The organism is Kineobactrum sediminis (assembly GCF_002868715.1).
Lineage (GTDB): Bacteria > Pseudomonadota > Gammaproteobacteria > Pseudomonadales > Halieaceae > Kineobactrum > Kineobactrum sediminis.
This window is the reverse complement of sequence record NZ_PKLZ01000003.1, coordinates 165210-187076: the sequence shown is the minus strand read 5'-3', so window position 1 is coordinate 187076 and position 21867 is coordinate 165210. Positions and strand designations below refer to the sequence as shown.

Annotated in this window: 21 protein-coding genes; 6 read left to right on the top strand and 15 right to left on the bottom strand. The window is 59.4% G+C overall.

Translation table 11 applies throughout. The features are described from left to right. Window positions 1-4: 4 nt before the first annotated feature. The 15 genes from rnhB to rpsB all read right to left on the bottom strand — a co-directional run bounded on the left by rnhB (window position 5) and on the right by rpsB (window position 14660). The gene (rnhB, locus tag CWI75_RS06210) at window positions 5-613 is read right to left on the bottom strand and encodes a ribonuclease HII (RefSeq protein WP_101520618.1); all 609 of its coding nucleotides are present in this window, start codon (window positions 611-613) and stop codon (window positions 5-7) included. Then, on the bottom strand, window positions 610-1770 hold the full coding sequence (gene lpxB / locus CWI75_RS06205; RefSeq protein ID WP_241521097.1) for a lipid-A-disaccharide synthase: 1161 nt from the start codon (window positions 1768-1770) through the stop codon (window positions 610-612). Before lpxB ends, rnhB begins: the two co-directional genes overlap by 4 nt. Continuing rightward, entirely contained in the window at window positions 1770-2540 is a 771-nt protein-coding gene (lpxA, locus tag CWI75_RS06200) for an acyl-ACP--UDP-N-acetylglucosamine O-acyltransferase (protein WP_101520617.1), read from the bottom strand. Before lpxA ends, lpxB begins: the two co-directional genes overlap by 1 nt. 2 nt (window positions 2541-2542) lie before the next feature. Further along, window positions 2543-2971, bottom strand: coding sequence for a 3-hydroxyacyl-ACP dehydratase FabZ (fabZ, locus tag CWI75_RS06195; protein WP_101520616.1), 429 nt, complete (start codon window positions 2969-2971; stop codon window positions 2543-2545). A gap of 2 nt (window positions 2972-2973) precedes the next feature. Next, complete coding sequence (lpxD, locus tag CWI75_RS06190; protein WP_101520615.1) at window positions 2974-3999, bottom strand: UDP-3-O-(3-hydroxymyristoyl)glucosamine N-acyltransferase; 1026 nt, start codon at window positions 3997-3999, stop codon at window positions 2974-2976. A 7-nt stretch (window positions 4000-4006) separates the two neighbouring features. After that, window positions 4007-4525 (bottom strand): OmpH/Skp family outer membrane protein, encoded by a 519-nt coding sequence (locus CWI75_RS06185; RefSeq protein WP_241521096.1) that lies wholly within the window; start codon window positions 4523-4525, stop codon window positions 4007-4009. A 26-nt stretch (window positions 4526-4551) separates the two neighbouring features. Beyond that, window positions 4552-7149, bottom strand: coding sequence for an outer membrane protein assembly factor BamA (bamA, locus tag CWI75_RS06180; protein ID WP_420913250.1), 2598 nt, complete (start codon window positions 7147-7149; stop codon window positions 4552-4554). Window positions 7150-7221: 72 nt separating this feature from the next. Beyond that, window positions 7222-8577, bottom strand: coding sequence for an RIP metalloprotease RseP (rseP, locus tag CWI75_RS06175; protein ID WP_101520614.1), 1356 nt, complete (start codon window positions 8575-8577; stop codon window positions 7222-7224). Continuing rightward, a complete protein-coding gene (gene ispC / locus CWI75_RS06170) occupies window positions 8577-9788 on the bottom strand; it encodes a 1-deoxy-D-xylulose-5-phosphate reductoisomerase (RefSeq protein WP_101520613.1) in 1212 nt (403 codons plus the stop codon). The genes rseP and ispC overlap by 1 nt, the downstream gene beginning before the upstream one ends. A gap of 2 nt (window positions 9789-9790) precedes the next feature. Next, the gene (locus tag CWI75_RS06165; protein ID WP_101520612.1) at window positions 9791-10627 is read right to left on the bottom strand and encodes a phosphatidate cytidylyltransferase; all 837 of its coding nucleotides are present in this window, start codon (window positions 10625-10627) and stop codon (window positions 9791-9793) included. Then, entirely contained in the window at window positions 10620-11393 is a 774-nt protein-coding gene (gene uppS, locus CWI75_RS06160; protein WP_101520611.1) for a polyprenyl diphosphate synthase, read from the bottom strand. Before uppS ends, CWI75_RS06165 begins: the two co-directional genes overlap by 8 nt. A gap of 13 nt (window positions 11394-11406) precedes the next feature. After that, the gene (frr, locus tag CWI75_RS06155) at window positions 11407-11964 is read right to left on the bottom strand and encodes a ribosome recycling factor (protein ID WP_101520610.1); all 558 of its coding nucleotides are present in this window, start codon (window positions 11962-11964) and stop codon (window positions 11407-11409) included. A gap of 28 nt (window positions 11965-11992) precedes the next feature. Next, a complete protein-coding gene (gene pyrH / locus CWI75_RS06150) occupies window positions 11993-12718 on the bottom strand; it encodes a UMP kinase (RefSeq protein WP_101520609.1) in 726 nt (241 codons plus the stop codon). Between the two features lie 150 nt (window positions 12719-12868). Beyond that, complete coding sequence (gene tsf, locus CWI75_RS06145; protein WP_101520608.1) at window positions 12869-13726, bottom strand: translation elongation factor Ts; 858 nt, start codon at window positions 13724-13726, stop codon at window positions 12869-12871. Between the two features lie 115 nt (window positions 13727-13841). Next, the gene (gene rpsB, locus CWI75_RS06140) at window positions 13842-14660 is read right to left on the bottom strand and encodes a 30S ribosomal protein S2 (protein ID WP_101520607.1); all 819 of its coding nucleotides are present in this window, start codon (window positions 14658-14660) and stop codon (window positions 13842-13844) included. A 359-nt stretch (window positions 14661-15019) separates the two neighbouring features. Between rpsB and map the strand changes: the two genes are divergently transcribed. From map to dapD, 6 genes are all read left to right on the top strand, one after another. Further along, the gene (gene map, locus CWI75_RS06135) at window positions 15020-15793 is read left to right on the top strand and encodes a type I methionyl aminopeptidase (RefSeq protein ID WP_101520606.1); all 774 of its coding nucleotides are present in this window, start codon (window positions 15020-15022) and stop codon (window positions 15791-15793) included. Next, entirely contained in the window at window positions 15780-18485 is a 2706-nt protein-coding gene (gene glnD, locus CWI75_RS06130) for a [protein-PII] uridylyltransferase (protein ID WP_101520605.1), read from the top strand. Before map ends, glnD begins: the two co-directional genes overlap by 14 nt. A gap of 5 nt (window positions 18486-18490) precedes the next feature. Beyond that, window positions 18491-19681, top strand: coding sequence for a succinyldiaminopimelate transaminase (dapC, locus tag CWI75_RS06125; RefSeq protein ID WP_101520604.1), 1191 nt, complete (start codon window positions 18491-18493; stop codon window positions 19679-19681). 7 nt (window positions 19682-19688) lie between these two features. After that, complete coding sequence (gene nth, locus CWI75_RS06120; protein ID WP_241521131.1) at window positions 19689-20342, top strand: endonuclease III; 654 nt, start codon at window positions 19689-19691, stop codon at window positions 20340-20342. Between the two features lie 135 nt (window positions 20343-20477). Continuing rightward, window positions 20478-20834 carry an ArsC family reductase gene (locus CWI75_RS06115; protein ID WP_101520602.1) on the top strand — a complete coding sequence of 119 codons (357 nt, stop codon included), beginning with the start codon at window positions 20478-20480 and terminating at the stop codon, window positions 20832-20834. Between the two features lie 7 nt (window positions 20835-20841). Next, the gene (gene dapD, locus CWI75_RS06110) at window positions 20842-21861 is read left to right on the top strand and encodes a 2,3,4,5-tetrahydropyridine-2,6-dicarboxylate N-succinyltransferase (protein WP_101520601.1); all 1020 of its coding nucleotides are present in this window, start codon (window positions 20842-20844) and stop codon (window positions 21859-21861) included. Window positions 21862-21867: the final 6 nt, after the last annotated feature.

Here is a 21867-nt window from a genome sequence, read left to right as displayed (position 1 = left end):
CAGTTTAACCCGCCGGGCTTCCCGGTAACAGATTTTTGACCGGCGCAAAGCTGCGACGATGCAGCGGCGTCACTCCCAGGGTGCGCAAGGCCAGTAAATGCGCGACAGTCGGGTAGCCCTTGTGGGCGGCAAAACCATAGCCGGGATATACGCTGTCAAACGCCACCAGTTCACTGTCACGCTGCACTTTGGCCAGTATCGAGGCCGCGGCGATGGCCGGCACCCGGCCATCGCCACCCACCACCGCCTCGGAAAGGTAGTTCCAGCGCGGCAGGCGATTACCATCAACCAGCACATAGCCGGGCTGCGGCCGCAGTGCCTGCACCGCCCGCCGCATTGCCAGCAACGATGCCTGCAGTATATTGAGCTGGTCAATCTCTTCCACGGTAGCGCGCGCTACCGACCAGGCCAGAGCCCGCTCGCGAATCTGCAGGGCCAGCACCTCACGGCGGGCAGCCGACAATTTCTTGGAATCACGCAGCCCGTCAATGGGGGCACAGGGATCGAGTATGACCGCGGCCGCCACAACATCGCCCGCCAACGGCCCACGGCCGACTTCGTCTACACCGGCAATATCGTGTCCCGCATAATTGATGGTGAACAAGGCTGTCACGCCGGAGGCTCGGCCAGGATCGCTTCCACGGCATCCGCACAACGCTCGCCAAAGCCCAGCGCCAGCGATCGGTGAATCGCATCAAACGCCTGCACCTGCGCCCTGGCGGCATCCTCGTCCTGCAACAGCGGCTGCAGGGCAGCCACCACCGCCTCCGGTGTTGCCGCATTCTGGATCAGCTCGGGTACCAGCGGCTGGCCGGCAAGAATATTGGGCAGGGCCGCGAACGGGGTTTTCACCAATCGCGACACCAGTGCCCAGGACAGCGCTGCCATCCGGTAGGTGACCACCATGGGTCGCTTCAACAGCAGTGATTCGAGAGTGGCAGTGCCAGACGCCAGCAGTACCACATCAGCCGCCGCCATTACCTCCCGGGAGCGACCTTCCACCAGGATGAGAGGCAGCCCGGGGAAATCCACCAACAGGGCCCGCAGCTGTGCCAGGCGCTCGGCACCCGCCGCCGGCAGCAAAAATGACAGGTCCGGATCAGTAGCCGCCAGGCGGCGCGCGCTTTCAAGAAACAACGGCCCCAGCAGGCTGACTTCACCACTGCGGCTGCCCGGCAAAAGTGCAAGGATTTTGCCGGTCCCGGCTATCCCGAGAGCTGCGCGGGCAGCGGCGCGATCCACCTGTTGTGGAATTTCATCCGCCAGTGGATGGCCGACGAAATCAGCGGGAATATTGTGCTCGCGGTAAATGGCGGTTTCAAACGGGAACAGGCATAACATGCGATTCACCGCCCGCCTTATCTTGCCGATCCGGCCCTGTCGCCAGGCCCATACCGTAGGACTGACGACGTGCGCGGCAGGAATACCGGCACGCCTGAGCTGCCACTCCAGACGCAGGCAAAAATCCGGTGCATCGATACCAATAAACAGGTCGGGAGGATTGGCCAGAAAATGCCGATACAGGGAACGGCGAATATGCAGCAGTTCAGGCAGGCGTTTGAGTGGCTCGATAAACCCCATCACCGACAACCGCTCCATCGGGAACAGGCTGTGGCAACCGCGGGCCTGCATCAACGGACCACCAATGCCCTCTACCTGCAGGTCAGGATAGCGCAGGCGCAGGGCCGCCAGCAGTCGCGACCCCAGGATATCGCCGGATGCCTCACCCGCGAGAATCCCGATCCTCAGGCGCCCGCTGCCGGCCGACACTAGCGAACGATACCGCGCTCCGAGGCGCGGATGGAATCGATCAGCACCTGCACTTCCGGAGTATCGCTCAGCATCGTCTCCAGACGCTGTATCGCCAGTTCAAGTGTCAGGCCCTGACGGTACACGATCTTGAACGCGCGGCGCAGCTGGCTGATGGCTTCGCTGGAAAAGCCACGCCGGCGCAGGCCTTCTATATTGATGGTCTTGGCTTCCGCCGGGGCGCCACTGACTGTCACGTAGGCAGGCACGTCCTTGCCAATGGCGGTACCCATTCCGGTAAAGGCATGAGCGCCAATCTTGCAAAACTGATGTACCAGTGTGTAACCGCTGAGAATTGCCCAGTCACCCACCAGCACATGGCCGGCGAGGGCCGTATTGTTCACCAGGATCGCGTGGTTGCCGATTACCGAGTCGTGGCCTATGTGGGCATACGCCATGATCAGGTTATTGTCGCCGATGGTGGTTTCCGCACGGTCCTGCACGGTGCCGCGATGAATGGTCACGTTCTCGCGGATGATATTGTTATCCCCGATCACCAGGAAAGTGGGCTCGTCACGGTATTTGAGATCCGGGGTAGCCTCACCCACGGTGGAGAACTGGTAGATATGGTTACCAGCACCGATCCGGGTAGGCCCCTTGATGACTACATGGGACTCTATCTTGCAGCCCGCGCCTATTTCTACATCCGGGCCGATCAGGGTCCAGGGACCTACCTCAACGTCATCCGCGAGACGCGCTGACGGATCGACAATGGCCTGGCTATGGATCATTGCTAGCGATCAGCGCAGAGAATGGTGGCGGAGGCACACAACTTGCCATCCACGTCGGAGCTGACCTTGAATTTCCAGATTCCCCGACGATCCGAGAGAATCTCCGCTCGCAGCATCACCTGGTCCCCCGGCACACAGGGCCGTTTGAAACGCAGGTCATCGGCGCCGACAAAGTAATACATGGAACCGTCCGCGGGCGTCTTGTTCATGGACTTGAAGCCCAGGATACCAGCGGCCTGTGCCATGGCCTCCAGCAATAACACACCGGGAAAAACAGGTTGTTCGGGAAAGTGGCCGTTGAAGAACGGTTCATTGATGGTCAGGTTCTTGCAGGCAACGATGGATTCACCCAGCGTCAATTCCAGCACCCTGTCTACCAGCAAAAAAGGGTAGCGATGGGGCAAATGGTTACGTATTTCCGAGATATCCATGATCACACTGTGGATCCCTTTTGTTGTCGTTTTTCCAGGTCCGCGAGGCGCCGCTGGATACTGTCCAGTTGGGTGAAACGAACCGCGCTGCGTTTCCAGTCACGGGTGGCAGACATCGGCGTGCCCGATGAGTACGAACCGGGCTCGGTGATCGACTTGGTCACCATGGTCATACCGGTAACATGAACGCCGTCACAAATCTCGACGTGGCCGACAACCCCCACCCCGCCGGCGAGCGTGCAATTGGCGCCTATAATCGTGCTTCCGGCCAAGCCAGTGCAACCCGCTATCGCGGTATTTTTGCCGATGTGGCAGTTGTGGGCGATCTGCACCAGGTTATCAATGATCGCACCGTCTTCCACCACGGTATCTTCCAGTGCGCCCCTGTCGATAGTCGTGCAGGCACCCACTTCAACGCGATTACCCAGCCGCACACCCCCCAACTGGTGGATTTTCTGCCAACCGCCGGCATCCGCCGCGAAACCGAATCCATCGGCGCCCAGTACCGCCTGGCTGTGGATGATGCAGTGCTCACCCAGCTCAACACCATGGTAAAGCACCGCCCCCGGATACAGGCGTGAACCTGCGCCAATAACGCAGTGGGCACCCAGGTACACATTGGCGCCGATAATCACCCCTGCGCCTACCCGCACCCCGTCTTCGATAACCACATGCGGCCCGATCGAGACACTGGCATCAATGCCCGCCGTTGCAGCGACCACCGCCGATGCATGTACTCCCGCAACCGGCGCAGGTTCCTTTACAAACAGGGCGGTGGCGCGGGCGAAGGTCAGATAGGGGTTATCGGAGAGCAGGCAGTTTACCGGACACTGGGCAGCCTGGTCCGGGCGCAGGATAACGGCACCGGCGGCGGTCTCCCGCAGCTGCGGCAGATACTTGCTGTTCGCCAGGAAAGAAAGCTCACTGTCTCCTGCGCTGGCCAGCGTTGCGAGACCGGTGACACGATGGTCAGGATCGCCGGAGAGGGCTGCCCCGAGGGCAACCGCGAGTTCTCCCAGGGTGTACACAGGCGCCCTAGTTGGCGAAGGCCTGGTTCAGCTTGTCGGTCACCTTGGCGGTGATGCTGTAGCCCGCATCAGCGTGAATAACCGAACCACGCTGCAGCAACAGGCCAATGCCCTCGGTAGCAATCAATTCCTGCAGCACCTGCTGTACCTGGGGAGACATCTCCTCCAGCAGGGCCTGGCCCACTTCCTGTTCCCTTGTCTGCAACTTGCCGGCGACGTGTTCCAGGTCAGCCTGCTTGCTGGCCAGGCGCCTGCGCGCTTCCAGCTGCTGGTCCTGGCTCATTACCGCAGCATCCTTCTGGAATTTAGCCACCAGCTGGTCGAACTCCTGCTTGAGGCGGTCGAATTCGGTCTTATCGGACTTGTAGTCTTCGTTATTGCGTTCGTCGGCCAGCTTCTTCTGCGCGTAATCCGTTTGCAGAATTGACTGTTCAACATTGACCACCGCAATTTTACCCTGCGCCCACCCAAGGGCGGGGAATGCCAGGGCTGCAGTTACCAGGGCGATTTTCAATACTTTAGACACAGTACTCTCCAACGTTAGGGTAAAAATCAAAAACTCCGGCCAAGGGTAAACTGGAATACTTCCCGTTCATCCTGGTCGGATTCGTTAAGTGGCTTGGCGAGGCTGAAGCTCATCGGGCCGAAACCGGTAATCCAGGTCACACCAACACCGACAGAGTAACGCAGCTCATCCGCATCAATGTCGAAACAGTTCACCTGGTTAGAGCTGCATTTGGTATTGAACACGTTACCCACATCCACAAAGAATGCCGAGCGTAACTTGCTCCGATCCTTGAGGAAGGGCAATGGGAACAGCAATTCGACACCACCTTCAAACAGTGCGTTACCGCCAAAAGGATCCGAGCGGCTACGCACGGTATCGAATTCCAGCTTGCCTGTTTCCGGGTTAAGCACATAGCCCACCAGGCGCCCGTCGCTGCCACCTACTTCAATGGGCTCGCCGTTTTCATCGATTTCCGTTACCGGTTGGCTGATGGTGTACAGGTCAGCCGGGGTGCTGCGCGGGCCCAGGGTGTTGCTCTCGAAACCGCGAACCGAACCAAAGCCACCGGAAAAGAAATGTTCGAAAAATGGCAGGTTGGTGGTGTCGCCGTAGCCGTCACCGTAGCCGATTTTGGTGCGCAGACGGAAAATCCATTCATTGGTTATGGGGAAAAACCGTTCACCCTGGTAAACCAGTTTGTAAAACTCCGTATCCGAGCCCGGTACGGCGACTTCAAATACCAGCGACTGGGAAGCACCACGGGTTGCCAGTATGCCACGATTCAGTGTTGACTGGTTCCAGCTTATGGAAGTCGTCCAGTTGAGAAACTCACTGCCATTGCGATCCAGAAACCCTGGTTCCGATGGCATTGTCAGTGCGCCTTGTGGCAACTGCTCCAGCGGACGAGGGACTTCAGGGGCGGCAAAGGTCCCATCGGGCAGGCGGGTGCTCTCGTAAAACGTATCGACACCTGGTATCAGGCGCGGACTGGCGATAATTTCCTGGACCGCAAAACGGCCCGCGGTGATGTCGGTATTGGACACACCGAAACTAAAGCCCAGGCGCTGGGTCTCCTTGATCGGATAGCCGAAATTCAGGGAGGCGCCCATGGTATCAGTGGTGTAGCTGGCAACGTTGATTTCGGACAGGTCGGTAGAGCGATAGAAGACACTGAACCCACGACTAACGCCATCCTCGGTATAGTAGGGATTGGTATAACTGAGGTTATAAACGTCCTGGTACCGTGAGGAATTGAAACCCAAACCGATGCGCTTGCCCGTACCCAGGAAGTTATCCTGCTGCAGGTTAAGACCGAAAATCAGACCGGCATCCTGGGCAAAGCCCAGGCTGGCGCCGATGCTGCCGGAGGATTGTTCCTCCACCGAGAAATCGACATCGATCAGGTCGTCGTACCCCGGGACCTCCGGTGTATCTACCGTTGCCTTACTGAAATAGCCGAGTCGCTCCAGGCGTATCCGCGACTGCTCAATGGCGGATGCCGAGGCCGGCGCGGCTTCCATCTGCCGCATTTCGCGCCGGAGCACTTCATCTGCGGTCTTCTGGTTACCCTCAAATGTTATACGGCGAACATACGTGCGCTTGCCGGGATCGATAAAGAACTTCAGCGCAACGGTATTATCATCATCGTTGACCTCGGGGATGCCCGTCACGTTGGCGAAATTGTAACCTTCGTTGCCCAGGCGCCGGGTCAGGAACTCCTCGGTGGAGGTAACCAGCTGTTGTGAAAAAGTCTGCTCTTCAGACACCAGGATGTACCGTTTGAGATCGGACTCGGGGAGCACAAGGTCGCCCGACAGCTCAACACCGCTGACGGTGAATTTCTCACCCTCGGTGACATTGGCGGTTATATAGACCGAACGCTTGTCAGGTGAAACGGACACCTGGGTCGAGTCGATAGTGAATTCGAGATAGCCGCGGTCAAGATAGTAGGAACTCAGTGACTCGAGGTCACCGGTCAGTTTCTCCCTGGAATACTTGTTGTTACTGGATATGAACGACAGCAAGCCACCGGTCTTAAGCTCGAACAGGTCGGTGAGTTCTTCGTCGCTGTACACTTCGTTGCCGACGATATTGATATGTTCGATGGTTGCAACGGTGCCTTCATCGACATCAATACTGACATTCACCCGGTTGCGGGGCTCGGGCAGCACTTCCGTCTCGATGTTGGCATCGTAACGTCCCTGCTGCACATACTGGCGCTGCAGTTCAAGTTGCATGCCTTCCAGGGTAGAGCGCTGGAAAACCTGGCCAACCGCAAGGCCGGCACCGGACAGGCCCTCGAGCAGCGCTTCCGTCTCGATCGCCTTATTGCCGCGGATGTTGATTTCGCTGATGCTCGGTCGCTCGACAACAATAATCACCAGTACATTGCCGTCGCGGCCAATGCGGATGTCGTCAAAGTTGCCCGTGGCAAAGAGACTGCGCGAGGCGGCGCGGATTGCCTGGGCATTGACCAGGTCGCCCACCGCCAGCGGCATGGCAGCGAACACCGACCCTGCCGAGATGCGCTGCAGGCCTTCGACCCGAATATCAGACACAATAAAAGAAGCATCCTGGGCCACGGCCGCGGGAGTAAGCGCCAGCAGAAGTACCGCCAGCAAGAGTTGAATACGTCTAATCAAAGTTTTCCCAACCACAAGATAAGGCCCGACCCCAAGGTCTGTGTATTTTTGTCATCCGCAACGATCGCGGAATTAAAGGCGTGCAAAGTCATTAAATAGAGCCAGCGCCATGATCCCGAGAATCAATAACAGCCCCACCTGGAAACCCAGCGCTTGTATTTTTTCAGGTACAGGCCGCCCGGTCAGCAGTTCCACTGTGTAGTACAAAAGGTGCCCCCCATCGAGTACTGGAATAGGCAACAGGTTAAGCACTCCGAGGCTGACACTGAGCAGGGCAAGAAAGCCGATGTAGGATTCCAGGCCCGACTTGGCGGAAGCGGACGCCACTTTAGCAATGGTAATGGGTCCACTCAAGTTTTTTGGCGAGATCAGTCCCTGCAGCATTTTCTTTATGGAACTCAAGGTAAAACCCACCAGGTCTCCCGTACGCGCCACCGCGGCGCCCATGGATTCCAGCGGCCCGCGGTTGAATTCACGCAGCATGTGCTCGGGCATCTCCGGCATTGCCACCGCAATGCCCACCCGGCCCACCTCTTCGCCATCGGGCTCGGTAACAGCCTCGGGAACGATGACGGCGGTTTCCAGTTGCCCGTCGCGGCGCAATTCGACCTCAATGGCTTGTTCCGGGCGCTCCCGGACATAGTCCACCCAGTCCATCCACCGTGACATCTCGATACCATCGGCAGCCACAATTTCGTCACCTGGCTGCAGACCCGCGCGCTCCGCGGGGCTGTCCGCGACAACTTCACTGATTACGGGGGCCACTTCCGGGGTATAGAGCGAAATCCCCAGGCCGCCAAAAAGATCGGGCTCCTCCTGCTCCGACAGCCAGCGCTGCACTTCAACCTCGGAGTCGTAGGTGATATCCGAATCCGGATATTTGACGGTGAAACGGATGGTTCCGGTATCGCCGATACGATCGAGCAGACTGAAACTGAGCGCTTGCCAGGTGGGGGTCTCTTCCCCGTCGACCGCGAGGATTTCCTGGCCGCGCTCAAGCCCTGCGACATCCGCTGCCGACTCTTCCTCGACTGTCCCTATTATGGGCGCGTAGCCGGTTTCCCCGGCCATGAACAGAAACCAGTAGGCGACTATCGCCAGCGCGAAATTGGCGAGCGGCCCAGCTGCTACAACAGCAATACGCTGCAGTACCGGCTTGCGATTGAAGGCCTGATCGAGCTCGTCGGTGGGCACTTCGCCCTCGCGCTCGTCGAGCATTTTGACGTAACCGCCCAGAGGGATTGCGGCAATGGAATACTCAGTACCCCGGCGATCATGCCAGCTGTAAATTGATTTACCAAAGCCAATGGAGAATCGCAGTACCTTGACCCCACAGCGGCGGGCAACCCAGAAATGGCCGAATTCGTGAATGGCAACCAGGACACCCAGCGTCGCCAGGGTAATGGCTATGGTGTAGATCAAATCCATTAAGACTCCATTGCGGCATAACCGGGCGTGAGATGGCGGGCGATGAAAGCTGATGCCGCGCTTCGCGCCGCGCTATCCGAAGCTTCGACCACGGCCAGCGTGAGGGGTTCAACAACGGGTACGTTTTCCAGGGTTGCCTCGATCACGCGAGGAATATCGGTAAAGCGGATGGCACCCTCCAGAAAAGCCTCGACCGCCACCTCATTGGCTGCGTTACATACCGCGGCGGCGGTCCCGCCGGCAGCGGTGGCCTCCCTGGCGAGCCGCAGACAGGGAAAGCGCTGCTCATCCGGGGCTTCAAAGCTCAATTGTGCCAGGGCCACCAGGTCCAGCGGGGCCACGCCTGACTCGAGCCGTTGCGGCCACCCCAGCCCATAGGCAATCGGTGTCCGCATGTCGGGATTACCCAGTTGGGCGAGCACCGAGCCATCCACATACTGCACCATTGAATGCACAATACTTTGCGAGTGCACCACAATGTCGATCTGCTCGGGCCGCAGGTCAAACAGCCAGCAGGCTTCAATCAGCTCCAGCCCCTTGTTCATGAGGCTGGCGGAATCCACCGAAATCTTCCTGCCCATTGACCAGTTGGGATGGGCGCAGGCCTGGTCAGGCGTTACCGCTACCATGTCCGCCTGTGACCATTGCCGAAAGGGGCCACCGGATGCGGTCAGCAATACCTTGCTAACCCCCACAAGCCCTGCGCGACCGTGTGCGTCTACCGGCAGACACTGGAATATTGCGTTGTGCTCACTGTCAATCGGCAGCAACAGAGCGCCCGAGTCCCGGGCCGCCGCCATCAGCAGGTGCCCTGCCATGACCAGCGATTCCTTGTTCGCCAGCAGGACACGCTTGCCCGCCCTGGCCGCCGCAAGTGTCGAGGGCAGCCCCGCCGCACCCACGATGGCCGCCATAACTGCGTCAACATCAGCGTGAGCGGCAACCCGCTCAAGCCCTTCTGCACCGCACAGCACTTCCGTATCCGTGTCGGAACCCAGCAGAGCGCCCAGTTCGGTGGCAGCATCGGCATCCATCATCACCGCGTAGCGAGGCCTGAAATGCAGGCACTGTTCGGCCATCGCCACCACAGAGCGATTGGCAGCCAGTGCAAAGGCGCGCAGCCGCTGCGGGTGGCGGGCAATTACATCGAGTGTACTGAGCCCGATAGAGCCGGTACTTCCGAGTACGGTCACATTCTGTACATTGGCCATCGCTACCATCCGGCCAACAGCAAACCGAGTGTAAATACGGGTGCTGCACTACACAGGCTGTCGAGCCTGTCCAGCAGGCCCCCGTGCCCAGGCAATAGCCCGCCGCTGTCCTTAACGCCGCTTTCGCGTTTGATCATACTCACGGTGAGATCGCCCACTACCGATGCCAGGGCCGTGGTCAACACCACCGCGATTACCGCTGCCAGGCTGACATGCGCCATTTGCGCAGGAATTGCCCACCATAACATCAGGGCCAGTAGCACGGCACAGGTCATACCGCCCCAGAAACCCTCCCAGGTCTTGGCCGGGCTTACCCGCACCACCAGCTTGTGGCGCCCGAACCGGGTGCCCGTAAAATAGGCGCCGATGTCCGTTGCCGTCACCACCACCACCATGGCTATCAGCAACAGGCGCCCCTGAGAAAATGTCAGCAGGTAAACGGCGGCCAGCCACGCAGTTGAGAGAATCAACAGGCCCATCATGCTGCGCATGACCCGACCACGCCAGAGCACGGCACTGGCCGGATAGCTTTTCACCCACAACAGGGCAATGGACCACCAGAGGCAGGCCAGGCCGAGCACGGGCTGCACCTCAGCCTGAACGGGCGTGCCCCCCAAATTAGTGTATACATAGAATGCCAGCAGGATGGCAGCCAGGATCACCGAAAACAGGGCACGAGCAAAAACGGACTGCCAGTCGGCCAGGCGAGCCCATTCCCAGCCGCCCAGGCAAACCAGCGCCCCGAATACCAGCGCCAGGATTAAAGGCGGCAGGAACAACACCGCGCCGAGAAACAGGCCGGCCATTGCCAGGGCAGTAATCACTCGCTGTCTAAGCATTGTTACCACCCATGACAAGTCCGTCTGGCTCGCGCTGCCCGAAGCGGCGTTCACGCCGGGCATAATCCGCCAGCGCCCGGGCAAACTCCAGGGCACCAAAGTCGGGCCAGAGGGTGTTGGTGAAGTAGAGTTCGCTGTAGGCGAGATGCCAAAGCAGGAAATTGCTGATCCGCGCGTCTCCGCCGGTGCGGATACAGAGATCCGGTGCCGGCAAATCACCGATTTCGATTTCCCGACCCAGGGTCTCTTCAGTGATGTCAGCAGGTTCCAGCTGGCCACTCGCCACCTGCTCCGCCAACCGTCGCGCAGCACGGGCAATGTCCCAGCGGCCGCCATAATCCACGGCTATCACTACGGTGGCAGTGGCGTTTTCCCGGGTCAGGTGCTCGGCATTGGCCATCAGGCGTTGCAGGCGCTCGCTGAAGCGACCCCGCTCACCGATAAAGCGCACCCGCACGCCGTCCTTATGCAACTCGCGCACCTCGTTTCGCAGGTAGCGTGACAGCAACGCCAGCAGTGCCCGGACTTCCGGCGTAGGCCGGCCCCAATTCTCGCTGCTGAAGGCGAACAGGGTCAGTATTTCAACCTGGCTCTGGCGGCAGGCCCGCAGCACATCGCGTATTGCCTCTACACCCGCTCTATGGCCGGCGTGACCAGGCAGCCCGTGACGTTTGGCCCAGCGATTGTTGCCGTCCATGATAATTGCGACATGGCGCGGCACCGGCTGTGCCGAGCCAGCGGAATTTGACTGGTCGCGAATAGGCATCGATGAAGACAGCTTAAATGGCCATCAGGTCGGCTTCTTTCTGCGCCAACATCTTGTCGATTTTTTCGCTGAAGCCATCGGTCAGCTTTTGCACCGCTTCCTGCCCGCGGTGCTCGTCATCCTCGCTGATGTCTTTTTCCTTGACCAGTTCCTTGAGCATGGTCATGGCATCCCGCCGCGCGTTGCGCACCGACACCCGCGCGGCTTCTGCCTCGGCGCGTGCCTGGCGAATAAAGCCTTTACGGGTCTCCTCGGTTAATGCCGGCATGGGAATGCGGATAACTTCACCCGAGGTAGACGGGTTCAGGCCGAGGTCGGACTTCATGATGGCGCGCTCGATCTGCGGGATCATGGAGCGGTCCCAGGCGGTGAGGGCCAGGGTACGGGCATCCTCAACATTGACATTCGCCACCTGGTTGAGCGGCGTTTCAGCGCCGTAATACTCTATTTTAAGACCGTCCAGGATACTCGGGTGAGCGCGCCCGGTACGGATCTTGTTGAACTGATGGCTTAAAGCCTCAAGGCTTTTTTCCATTCGTTCCTTTGCTTCGCTTTTAACGTCTTCAATCACGTTCGCTCTCCTTACCGTGCAAATCGGGTTACTCGATCAGCGTACCGTCCCGGCCGCCCCGCACAATATTCAACAAGGCACCCCGCTCTTCCATCTTGAATACACGCACCGGCATCTTGTGGTCGCGGCACAGACAGATCGCGGTGAGGTCCATCACTTCCAGCTTCTTGTCCAGCACCTCGTCATAACTGAGACGCTCGTACTTTACCGCATCAGCCACCTTCAGGGGGTCTGCGGAATAAACCCCATCAACCTTGGTGGCTTTGAGCACCAGTTCAGCGTCAATTTCTATTCCGCGCAAACAGGCGGCGGAATCAGTGGTAAAAAACGGGTTGCCGGTACCGGCGCTGAAAATTACCACATCGCCATTGCTCAACGCACGGATCGCCTTGCGCCGGTCATAATGATCCACCACACCACTCATCGGGATCGACGACATAACCTGTGTAGCAATACTGGAACGTTCCAGCGCATCGCGCAATGCAAGGGCATTCATGACCGTGGCCAACATTCCCATATGGTCGCCGGTCACACGGTCGAGGCCCGCGGACTGCAATGCCGCACCACGAAACAGGTTGCCACCACCGACCACCAGGCCCACCTGGACCCCGATACCAACCAGCTGGCCGATTTCAAGTGCCAGTTGGTCCAGGACCCTGGGGTCGATCCCAAAATTTTCCGAGCCGGTCAGGGCTTCGCCGCTGAGCTTCAGCAAAATACGTTTATATTTCTTGTCAGTTGGGGCTGTTGACATAGTTGCTCTCTCCGGAAGTCGCGGTATATTACAGGACAAAGAGCGCGCACCCTAGTCTCGAGGGCCATATTCTCCCGGTCGGAAGCCCGGCACCCGGCACCAGAGCATAAAAAACGGGGCCGCAGCCCCGTCATTTATTGCCGGCAAACCTCAGCCCTTGAGCTGGGCCGCCACCTCTGCGGCAAAATCCACATGCTCCTTCTCTATACCTTCACCTACTTCAAAGCGCGCAAACGAGCGCACTTCAGCGCCGGCCGCAGCCACCAGCTTACCAACCGTGACATCGGGATCTTTCACAAAGGCCTGTTCGGTAAGGCTGTTCTCGGCGAGGAATTTCTTGATACGGCCGGCGATCATCTTCTCGACAATCTCCGCGGGCTTGCCGGAATCCTGGGCCTGTACCGTATAGATTTCCTTTTCCTTGGCAATAGCCTCCTCGGGCATCTCGGCCGGAGACACCACCTGCGGGTTGATCGCCGCAACATGCATGGCAACGTCCCGGGCGAGGTCCTGGTCGCCACCCTTGAGCTCTACCAGTACCGCAATCCGGTTGGTACCGTGGACGTAGGAGCCCACCACGCCGGCGTCGGCGGTAATCAGGCTGATCCGGCGAACGCCGATATTTTCACCAATCTTCTGAACCAGCGCTTCGCGGCTGGCTTCCAGGTCACCGGCCATCAGGGCCGCCACGTCGGTCTGGCGATTTTCGAAGGCCGCGTCCACCACTTTGCGCACAAAGCCGAGGAAACCTTCATCCCGGGCCGCGAAATCGGTTTCGCTGTTCACTTCCACCATGACACCGTAGCTGCCATCTTCGGCGACACGGGTAGAGACGACGCCGTCGGCCGCAGTACGGCCGGCTTTTTTCGCCGCTTTCATGCCACTCGACTTGCGCAGCTCTTCAATGGCTTTTTCAACATCGCCACCGGCGGCGGCCAGTGCTTTCTTACATTCCAGCAAGCCCAGACCAGTGCGCTCGCGTAATTCCTTGACCAATACTGCAGACATGGGTATCTCTCCTGCTATGCCCCAGGGGGACAGCTGTATATTTGAACATGAGCCCCGAACGGAGTTCACCAGATCCCGACCCGGCGATGACCGGGTCGGGATGGAGATGTTGTGCTTACTCGGCTGCCGGGGTCTCGGTTGCCGGAGCGGGAACCGGCGCCTCGCCAACAGGCGCAGGTGCCTCGACCGGGGCCGATGCCGGAACGTCAGCCTCTTCGACAAACTCGTTCTTGACCGCGCTCATGTCGCCCGATTCGGCCTTGCCCGCCAGGCAGGCGTCCGCCACGGCACTGACATACAGCTTGATACAACGAATGGCATCGTCATTACCGGGAATGACGTAATCAACGCCGTCGGGGTTACTGTTGGTATCAACCACGCCGATAACCGGGATGCCGAGCTTGTTGGCTTCGGTAATGGCAATCCGCTCATGGTCGACATCAATCACGAACAGTGCGTCGGGCAGACCACCCATCTCCTTGATACCACCAATGCTGCGCTCCAGCTTTTCCATATCGCGAGTACGCATCAGCGCCTCTTTCTTGGTGAGCCGGTCAAAGGTACCATCGGTCATCTGGGCTTCAAGATCGCGCAGGCGCTTGATGGAGGCCCGGATCGTCTTGTAGTTGGTCAGCATTCCACCCAGCCAGCGATGGCTGACATAGGGCATACCCGCGCGTGCGGCCTGCTCCTTGATGATCTTGCCCGCAGCGCGCTTGGTGCCTACAAAGAGAATCTTGTTCTTGTTGGCAGCGAGGTGCTTGACCATACCCAGTGCTTCGTTGAAAGCCGGGACAGTGTGCTCGAGGTTGATGATATGTATTTTATTGCGGGCACCAAAGATGTAGCGATCCATCTTCGGGTTCCAGTAACGGGTCTGGTGACCAAAGTGCGCGCCGGCCTGCAGCAGGTCACGCATGCTTACTTGAGACATGATAAATACCTTTGTATGGGTTAATCCTCCACATATCCCATGCACCAAACCAGCGTAAGCCGGCACCCTGGCGCAGGTGTCGATATGTGTGCGTCGTTAGGTTATCTTCTCCCGGAATCCACCTCGACAGAGGCGCCACCAAAAAGAAGGCGCGCTTTATACCATAAACTTTGACCTGTGGGAAGGTGGGGCCGCCCAGGTCGGGCCGCGTAGGTGGGGCCGCCCAGGCCGGGCCGCCCTTATCAATTCCTGCAGGCATGTACTGCCCGCATGGGTTAGAATAGCGCATTGAATGGCTCCGGGCAGTGGACTACCACCAGCGTCGGGCCGGTTTCACAAACAACACCGGAAGGTAAGGCATGGCAGTCACTATCAAAACAGCGGACGAACTCGAGAAAATGCGAGTCGCGGGGAAGCTCGCCGCGGACGTGCTTGAGATGATAGCGCCACGGGTTGAGCCCGGTATCACTACCGGCGAGCTCGATCGCATCTGTCATGACTATATTACCGGTGTCCAGCATGCCATACCCGCGCCACTGAATTACCATGGTTTCCCGCGCTCAATCTGCACCTCTATAAATGATGTGATCTGTCACGGCATACCTTCCGATACCCGGAAACTGAAATCCGGTGACATCATCAATATCGATGTCACCGTGATCAAGGACGGCTATCACGGGGATACCAGCATTATGGTGGAAGTAGGCGAGGTCGCCAGCCACGCCAAACGCCTGATCGCCGTCACCCAGGAATGCCTCTACCTCGCGATCGACCTGGTGCGGCCGGGTACCACGCTTGGCGATATCGGCCACGTGATCCAGCAGCATGCGGAGAAAAACTACTACTCCGTGGTGCGCGAATATTGCGGCCACGGTATCGGCCAGGTATTCCACGAGGACCCGCAGGTGCTGCACTACGGCCGCAAAGGCACCGGGCTGGTGCTTGAGGAAGGCATGACTTTCACCATTGAACCGATGATCAATGCCGGCCGTCGCCACACTAAACTGAACCAGAAAGACGGCTGGACCGTGACCACACGGGACGGCCGCTTGTCGGCACAGTGGGAGCATACGCTGGGCGTTACCGCTGACGGCTGCGAGGTGTTCACACGGCGTAGCAATGAACCTTTCTGAGCACCGGCCCGCAACCACAGATCATCGGGAAAACCTGCCTTCGGCGCTGTTTGACCCGGACACCTTTGCCCAGGCGATCACCCGGGGCGCCATTATTCCCACGACCAAGGCCGCGCTGGCCGCCGTAACGGAATACCTTCACGGGGAGTTTCACAAGGGCAGCGAAGTGGCGCGATTGCTGCATTTGCGCGCGCACTTCATTGATGATCTGCTCGGGGCCCTCTGGGATGCACAACACTGGCCCGCGGATGCAGCGGCACTGGTGGCGGTAGGTGGCTACGGCCGAGGTGAGCTGCACCCCCATTCCGATGTCGACATCCTGGTGTTGCTGGAAGAAAACTGCGAACACTGTCACCCACAACTGGAAAAATTCCTGACCCTGCTCTGGGATGTTGGGCTCAATATCGGCCACAGTGTACGCACCGTCGCGGAATGTCGTGGAAAGGCCGAAAAGGATATCACCGTACTGACCAACCTGATGGAAACACGGGTAATCCGTGGTCCCGAATTCCTGATGGAACAGGTTCGCGAACAGACCGGGCCAGACCACATGTGGCCCAGTGCTGACTTCTTCCGCGCCAAACTGGAAGAGCAGCGCGCCCGGCACGCCAAATACGCCGACACCGAGTACAACCTCGAACCCAATGTGAAAAGCTCGCCCGGCGGTCTGCGCGACCTGCAGATTATTGCCTGGATTGCAGAGCGACATTTTGGCGTGGACTCGCTTGAAACCATGGATACCGGCGAATTCCTTACCCCCGAGGAACGCAAAATGCTACTGCGGGGTCGGGATTTCATGTGGCGGGTGCGCTACGCCCTGCACATGATCGCCCATCGGGAAGAAGACCGCCTGCTGTTCGATCACCAGCGCGAACTCGCCGCTCTCTGGGGATTCGTCGACGGCAAAAAGCTGGCCGTTGAACAATTCATGCAAACCTATTACCGCTGGGCGCTGGCGCTGAGCGAACTCAACGAATTGCTGATCCAGAACTTTGACCAGGCCATACTGCGCGCCGACACCCTCGACGAGGTCAGGGTACTGAACGAACACTTCCAGGTGCGCAATGGCTACATTGAAACATTGCGTGACGACCTGTTTGAAAACAACCCCAACGCCCTGCTGGAGGTGTTTGTACTCGCTGGCAGTTACCCGGAAATTATCGGCGTCGGCACCTCGACTATCCGCCTGATCAGGGCGCACCGGCACCTCATCGACAGCGAATTCCGCGCGGACCCGCGCAACCGGGAAACGTTTCTGCAGATTCTGCGTTCACCTTACGGCATGACACGCCTGCTAAGGAGCATGACCCGCTACGGTATCCTCGGCAATTACCTGCCCGAGTTCGGTCGCATTGTCGGCCAGATGCAGCACGACCTGTTCCACACTTACACCGTGGACGCCCATACCCTGGAAGTTATCCAGTACATGCGCCGGTTCCAGAATTCAGAGTTCGACGAACGTTTCCCGGTCACCAGTCGGGTGGCGCGGCGCTTGCCGAAGATAGAGCTGCTTTACATAGCCGGTCTCTACCACGATATCGGCAAGGGCCGGGGTGGCGACCACTCGGAGCTGGGCGCGGTCGATGCGGAGCGGTTTTGCAGTGATCACGGCCTTAGCCAGCGCGATACCAACCTGGTAGTGTGGCTGGTAAAAAATCACCTGACCATGTCAGCCGTCTCCCAGCGCAAGGACATTTCCGACCCGGATATTATCCAGCAGTTTGCCCACCATGTGGGTGACATGAATCGGCTGGACTACCTCTTTACACTCACCGTTGCAGACATTAATGCCACCAACCCGACCCTGTGGAACGCCTGGCGCAGCAGCCTGTTGCGCCAGCTCTACACCGGTACCGGGAGAGCCCTGCGGCGGGGCCTGGAGAACCCGGTAGACAAGCAGGTATGGATTGAGGAAACGCGCAAGGCCGCTATCGACATCCTCGAGTACCGCGGTTTTACGGTGGAGGAACTCGACGATTTGTGGCGCGAACAGGGTGAGGACTATTTTTTACGCGAGCGGGCCGAGGACATCGCCTGGCATACGGAAGCCATCGCCGGCCATCACAAGCGCGATGAACCCCTGGTACTGGTTCGCAACAGCTGGGACTCCAGTGTCGCCAATGCCACCCAGATCTTTATTCATGCCCGCAGCCATGCCCAGCTTTTTTCCCGGGTGTGCGCGCAGCTGGAACAACTGGACCTGAGTGTTCACGATGCGCGCATCTACAATGCGCGCGACGGCATGAGCCTGGATACCTTTTACGTGCTTAACTCCGATGGCGGCCCGATCGCGGACGAGAGCCCGCGCCTGAATTACATCCGGGAGCATATTGCCAGGGCGCTGGCCAGCGATAGCGAGCCACCATCCAGTGCCCGCCGGCTTACCCCCCGGCAGATGAAATCGTTCCCGGTACCCACGGAAACCAGCATGTCGATCGATGACATCAAACAGGTCAGCGTGCTGGAAATATCGTCTCCCGACCGGCCCGGCTTGCTGGCACGCGTGGGCAGGATTTTTGTGGATTTTGGGGTGGAATTGCAGGCGGCCAAGATCCAGACCCTGGGCGAGCGGGTAGAGGATGTATTCTTCATTACCAACGCCGAGCAGCAGCCCATTACCGACCCGGACTTATGTGCTGCAATCCAGCAGGAAATACGTCGCCAGCTGGACCAGCGTGCAGAGGAAAATTAAGCACCATGAACGCCCTTCTCGAACACCTGCAACCCTACCCATTCGAAAAGCTGCGCAACCTGTTCGCCGACCTGACGCCGGCAGCGGACCGCACTGCCATTGCCCTGTCCATCGGTGAACCGCGTCACGCTTCCCCCCAGTTTGTACTGGATGCGGTGGCCGTCCGGCTGCCGCTGCTTGCCAACTATCCCGCCACCCGGGGTGAAGACACCCTGCGGGAAACGATAGCCGGATGGTTACAGCGGCGCTTCGGCTTGCTGCAGGTGGACCCCCAATCCCAGGTGTTGCCGGTAAACGGTACCCGGGAAGCGCTGTTTGCCTTTGCCCAGGCTACCGTCACCGCGAGCCCACAGGCGCTGGTACTGAGCCCCAATCCGTTCTACCAGATTTATGAAGGCGCCGCGTTACTCGCCGGCGCGGAGGCCGGTTTCATTAACGCGACGGCGGAAAGCGGCTTCCTGCCGGACTTTGCCGGCGTGCCCGACGCTGTCTGGCAACGCTGCCAGCTGCTCTATATCTGCACCCCCGGCAACCCCAGCGGTGCCGTGATGTCCCTGGCGCAATTACAGCATCTGGTTGATCTCGCCGAGCGCCATGACTTTATCATTGCCAGCGACGAGTGCTATTCCGAAATCTACGGCGACGAGGCACAACCACCACCCGGCCTGCTCCAGGCCTGTGCCGCCATGGGCAATGATGACTACCGCCGTTGCGTGGTATTCCATAGCCTGTCCAAACGCTCCAACCTGCCCGGCCTGCGCTCGGGTTTTGTGGCCGGCGACGCCCGGGTGCTGGCGGATTTCCTCAAGTACCGGACCTATCACGGCTGCGCCATGCCCCTGCATCACCAGCATGCCAGTGCCGCCGCCTGGGCTGATGAGTCACATGTACTGGCCAACCGCCAGCTGTACCGGGAAAAATTTGACGACGTACTGGCGATTCTGGGCGACAAACTGGACGTAATTCGCCCGGATGGCGGATTTTATTTATGGCCGCGCACACCGATAAGCGATACCGAGTTCGCACGCCGCCTTTACCAGCGCGAGCATGTGACGGTAGTGCCGGGGCAATACCTGGCGCGGAATACCGCTACCGGTAACCCTGGCGAAAACAGGGTGCGCATGGCCCTGGTGGCCTCCCATGAGGACTGCGTTGAAGCGGCGCAACGTATTGCACGCTGCCTGGAGGCACTGTAACGCCGTGTTGAGCAAACCGGAGCGAGTGGCCTTTATCCTGAAAAGGCTGCGGGAACTCTATCCCCAGCCACCCATACCCCTGCAGCACCGGGACCCGTTCACGCTGTTGATCGCGGTCCTGCTCAGCGCCCAGTGCACGGACGAGCGGGTTAACCAGGTGACCCCGGCCCTGTTCAGGCTCGCCTCGACCCCGGCAGCGATGGCGGAACTGGACGTTGAGCAGATCCGCGAGATCATCCGCCCCTGTGGCCTGTCACCGAAAAAATCCCGCGCCATCAAGCAGCTCAGCGAAATCCTGCTTGCTGAACACAATGGCCGGGTGCCGGCGGATATGGACGCACTCGAGCGCCTCCCCGGCGTAGGCCACAAGACCGCCAGTGTCGTCCTGTCCCAGGCCTTCGGCGTGCCCGCCTTCGCGGTCGACACCCACATCCATCGCCTGGCACAGCGCTGGGGCCTGACCAGCGGCAGGAATGTGGTGCAAACCGAGCGCGATCTCAAACGGCTGTTCCCGAGGGAGAGCTGGAACAGTCTGCATTTGCAGATCATTTACTACGGCCGTGAATTCTGCAGTGCGCGCAGCTGTGATGGCAGACACTGTGACATTTGCCGCACCTGCTATCCCGAACGCAAAAACCCCAAACAAACCCGCAAAGCCTGAACCGAGACGGTCCCGGACAGTGGGCCATGACAACAGAGGCGCCTCGTACAAGGCATTTACGCATCGTACACCTGTATCCACGGCGGCCGTTTTGCTATCCTCTGCAGCCCGCCACTACCCACCCAAGAGGCTGTCGTGATTACCCTGTACGGAATCAGCAACTGTGACACCGTGAAAAAGGCCCGTAACTGGCTGGACCAGCATGGTATTGAGTACCGGTTTCACGACCTGCGCAAGGACGGGATTAGTGCAGACACCGTGAGCGGCTGGCTCGCGGAGCTCGGCTGGGAGACTGTGGTGAACAAGCGCAGCACCAGCTGGAAGGCCCTGCCGGCCGCAGAGCGCGAAAACATGAACACGGACACCGCGCTGGCGGCGATCCTGGATCAGCCCACACTGGTGAAGAGACCTCTGCTGGATACCGGGCGTGAGCGCCACTGCGGATTCTCCGGCAGCCACTACGCCACCATTTTCAACAGCCATACTTTGTGAGTAAACAATGACAGACAGCGTATTTGCCTTCGGCCTTGGTATCGGTACCCACAACAGCCAGCACCAGTGGCTGGAGGTTTTTTTTGCCAACCCGGTACTGGCGCCGCCGGCGGAACTGGTCGCCGCCATTACAGCCAGTGATAACAACACCCCGCTCTCCCGGGAACAACTGTCAGAGCTGGAGAAGTCGCTGGCCGCAGCGGGCGAGACTGCCCAGGCGCAGTTGGCGGCACAGCTGGTAGCCAGCGAAGCGCCCGTAGTGGCCGTGGTGCTGCACGCGGATACTCCGCCAGCGACAGTCCCCGAAGCCTACCTGAAACTGCACCTGCTATCACACCGCCTGGTCAAACCCCATCACACCGACCTGCAGGGATTATTCAGCACGTTGCCCAACGTGGCGTGGACCAGCGAGGGCGCCATTGATATCGCCGAACTACCGGCGCGGCAGCTCGCAGCGCGCTTGCGGGGAGACGTCCTGGAAGTGAGCTGCGTGGACAAGTTTCCGAAAATGACCAACTACGTGGTGCCCGGTGGAGTCCGTATTGCACACACCGCACGGGTGCGCCTGGGCGCCTATCTCGGTGAGGGCACCACGATCATGCACGAGGGCTTTGTCAATTTTAACGCCGGCACCGAGGGCCCGGGGATGATCGAAGGTCGCATCTCTGCCGGGGTAATGGTTGGCAGCGGCTCTGACCTTGGCGGCGGCTGTTCCACCATGGGTACCCTGTCGGGGGGCGGCAACATCATTATTTCCGTGGGCAAGGAATGCCTTATCGGCGCCAACGCGGGTATTGGCATACCGCTGGGTGACCGCTGCACGGTGGAGGCGGGTTTGTTTGTCACCGCCGGCACCCGGGTGGCCCTGCACGATGCCGATGGCCAGCCGGTGGCAACGGTCAAGGCGCGGGAACTGGCGGGCCAGTCGGGCCTGCTGTTTCGACGCAACTCCAGTACCGGTGCGGTGGAGTGCCTCACCAACCGTTCTGCCGTCGAACTGAATGCGGAATTACACGCACATAACTGAGCGGGA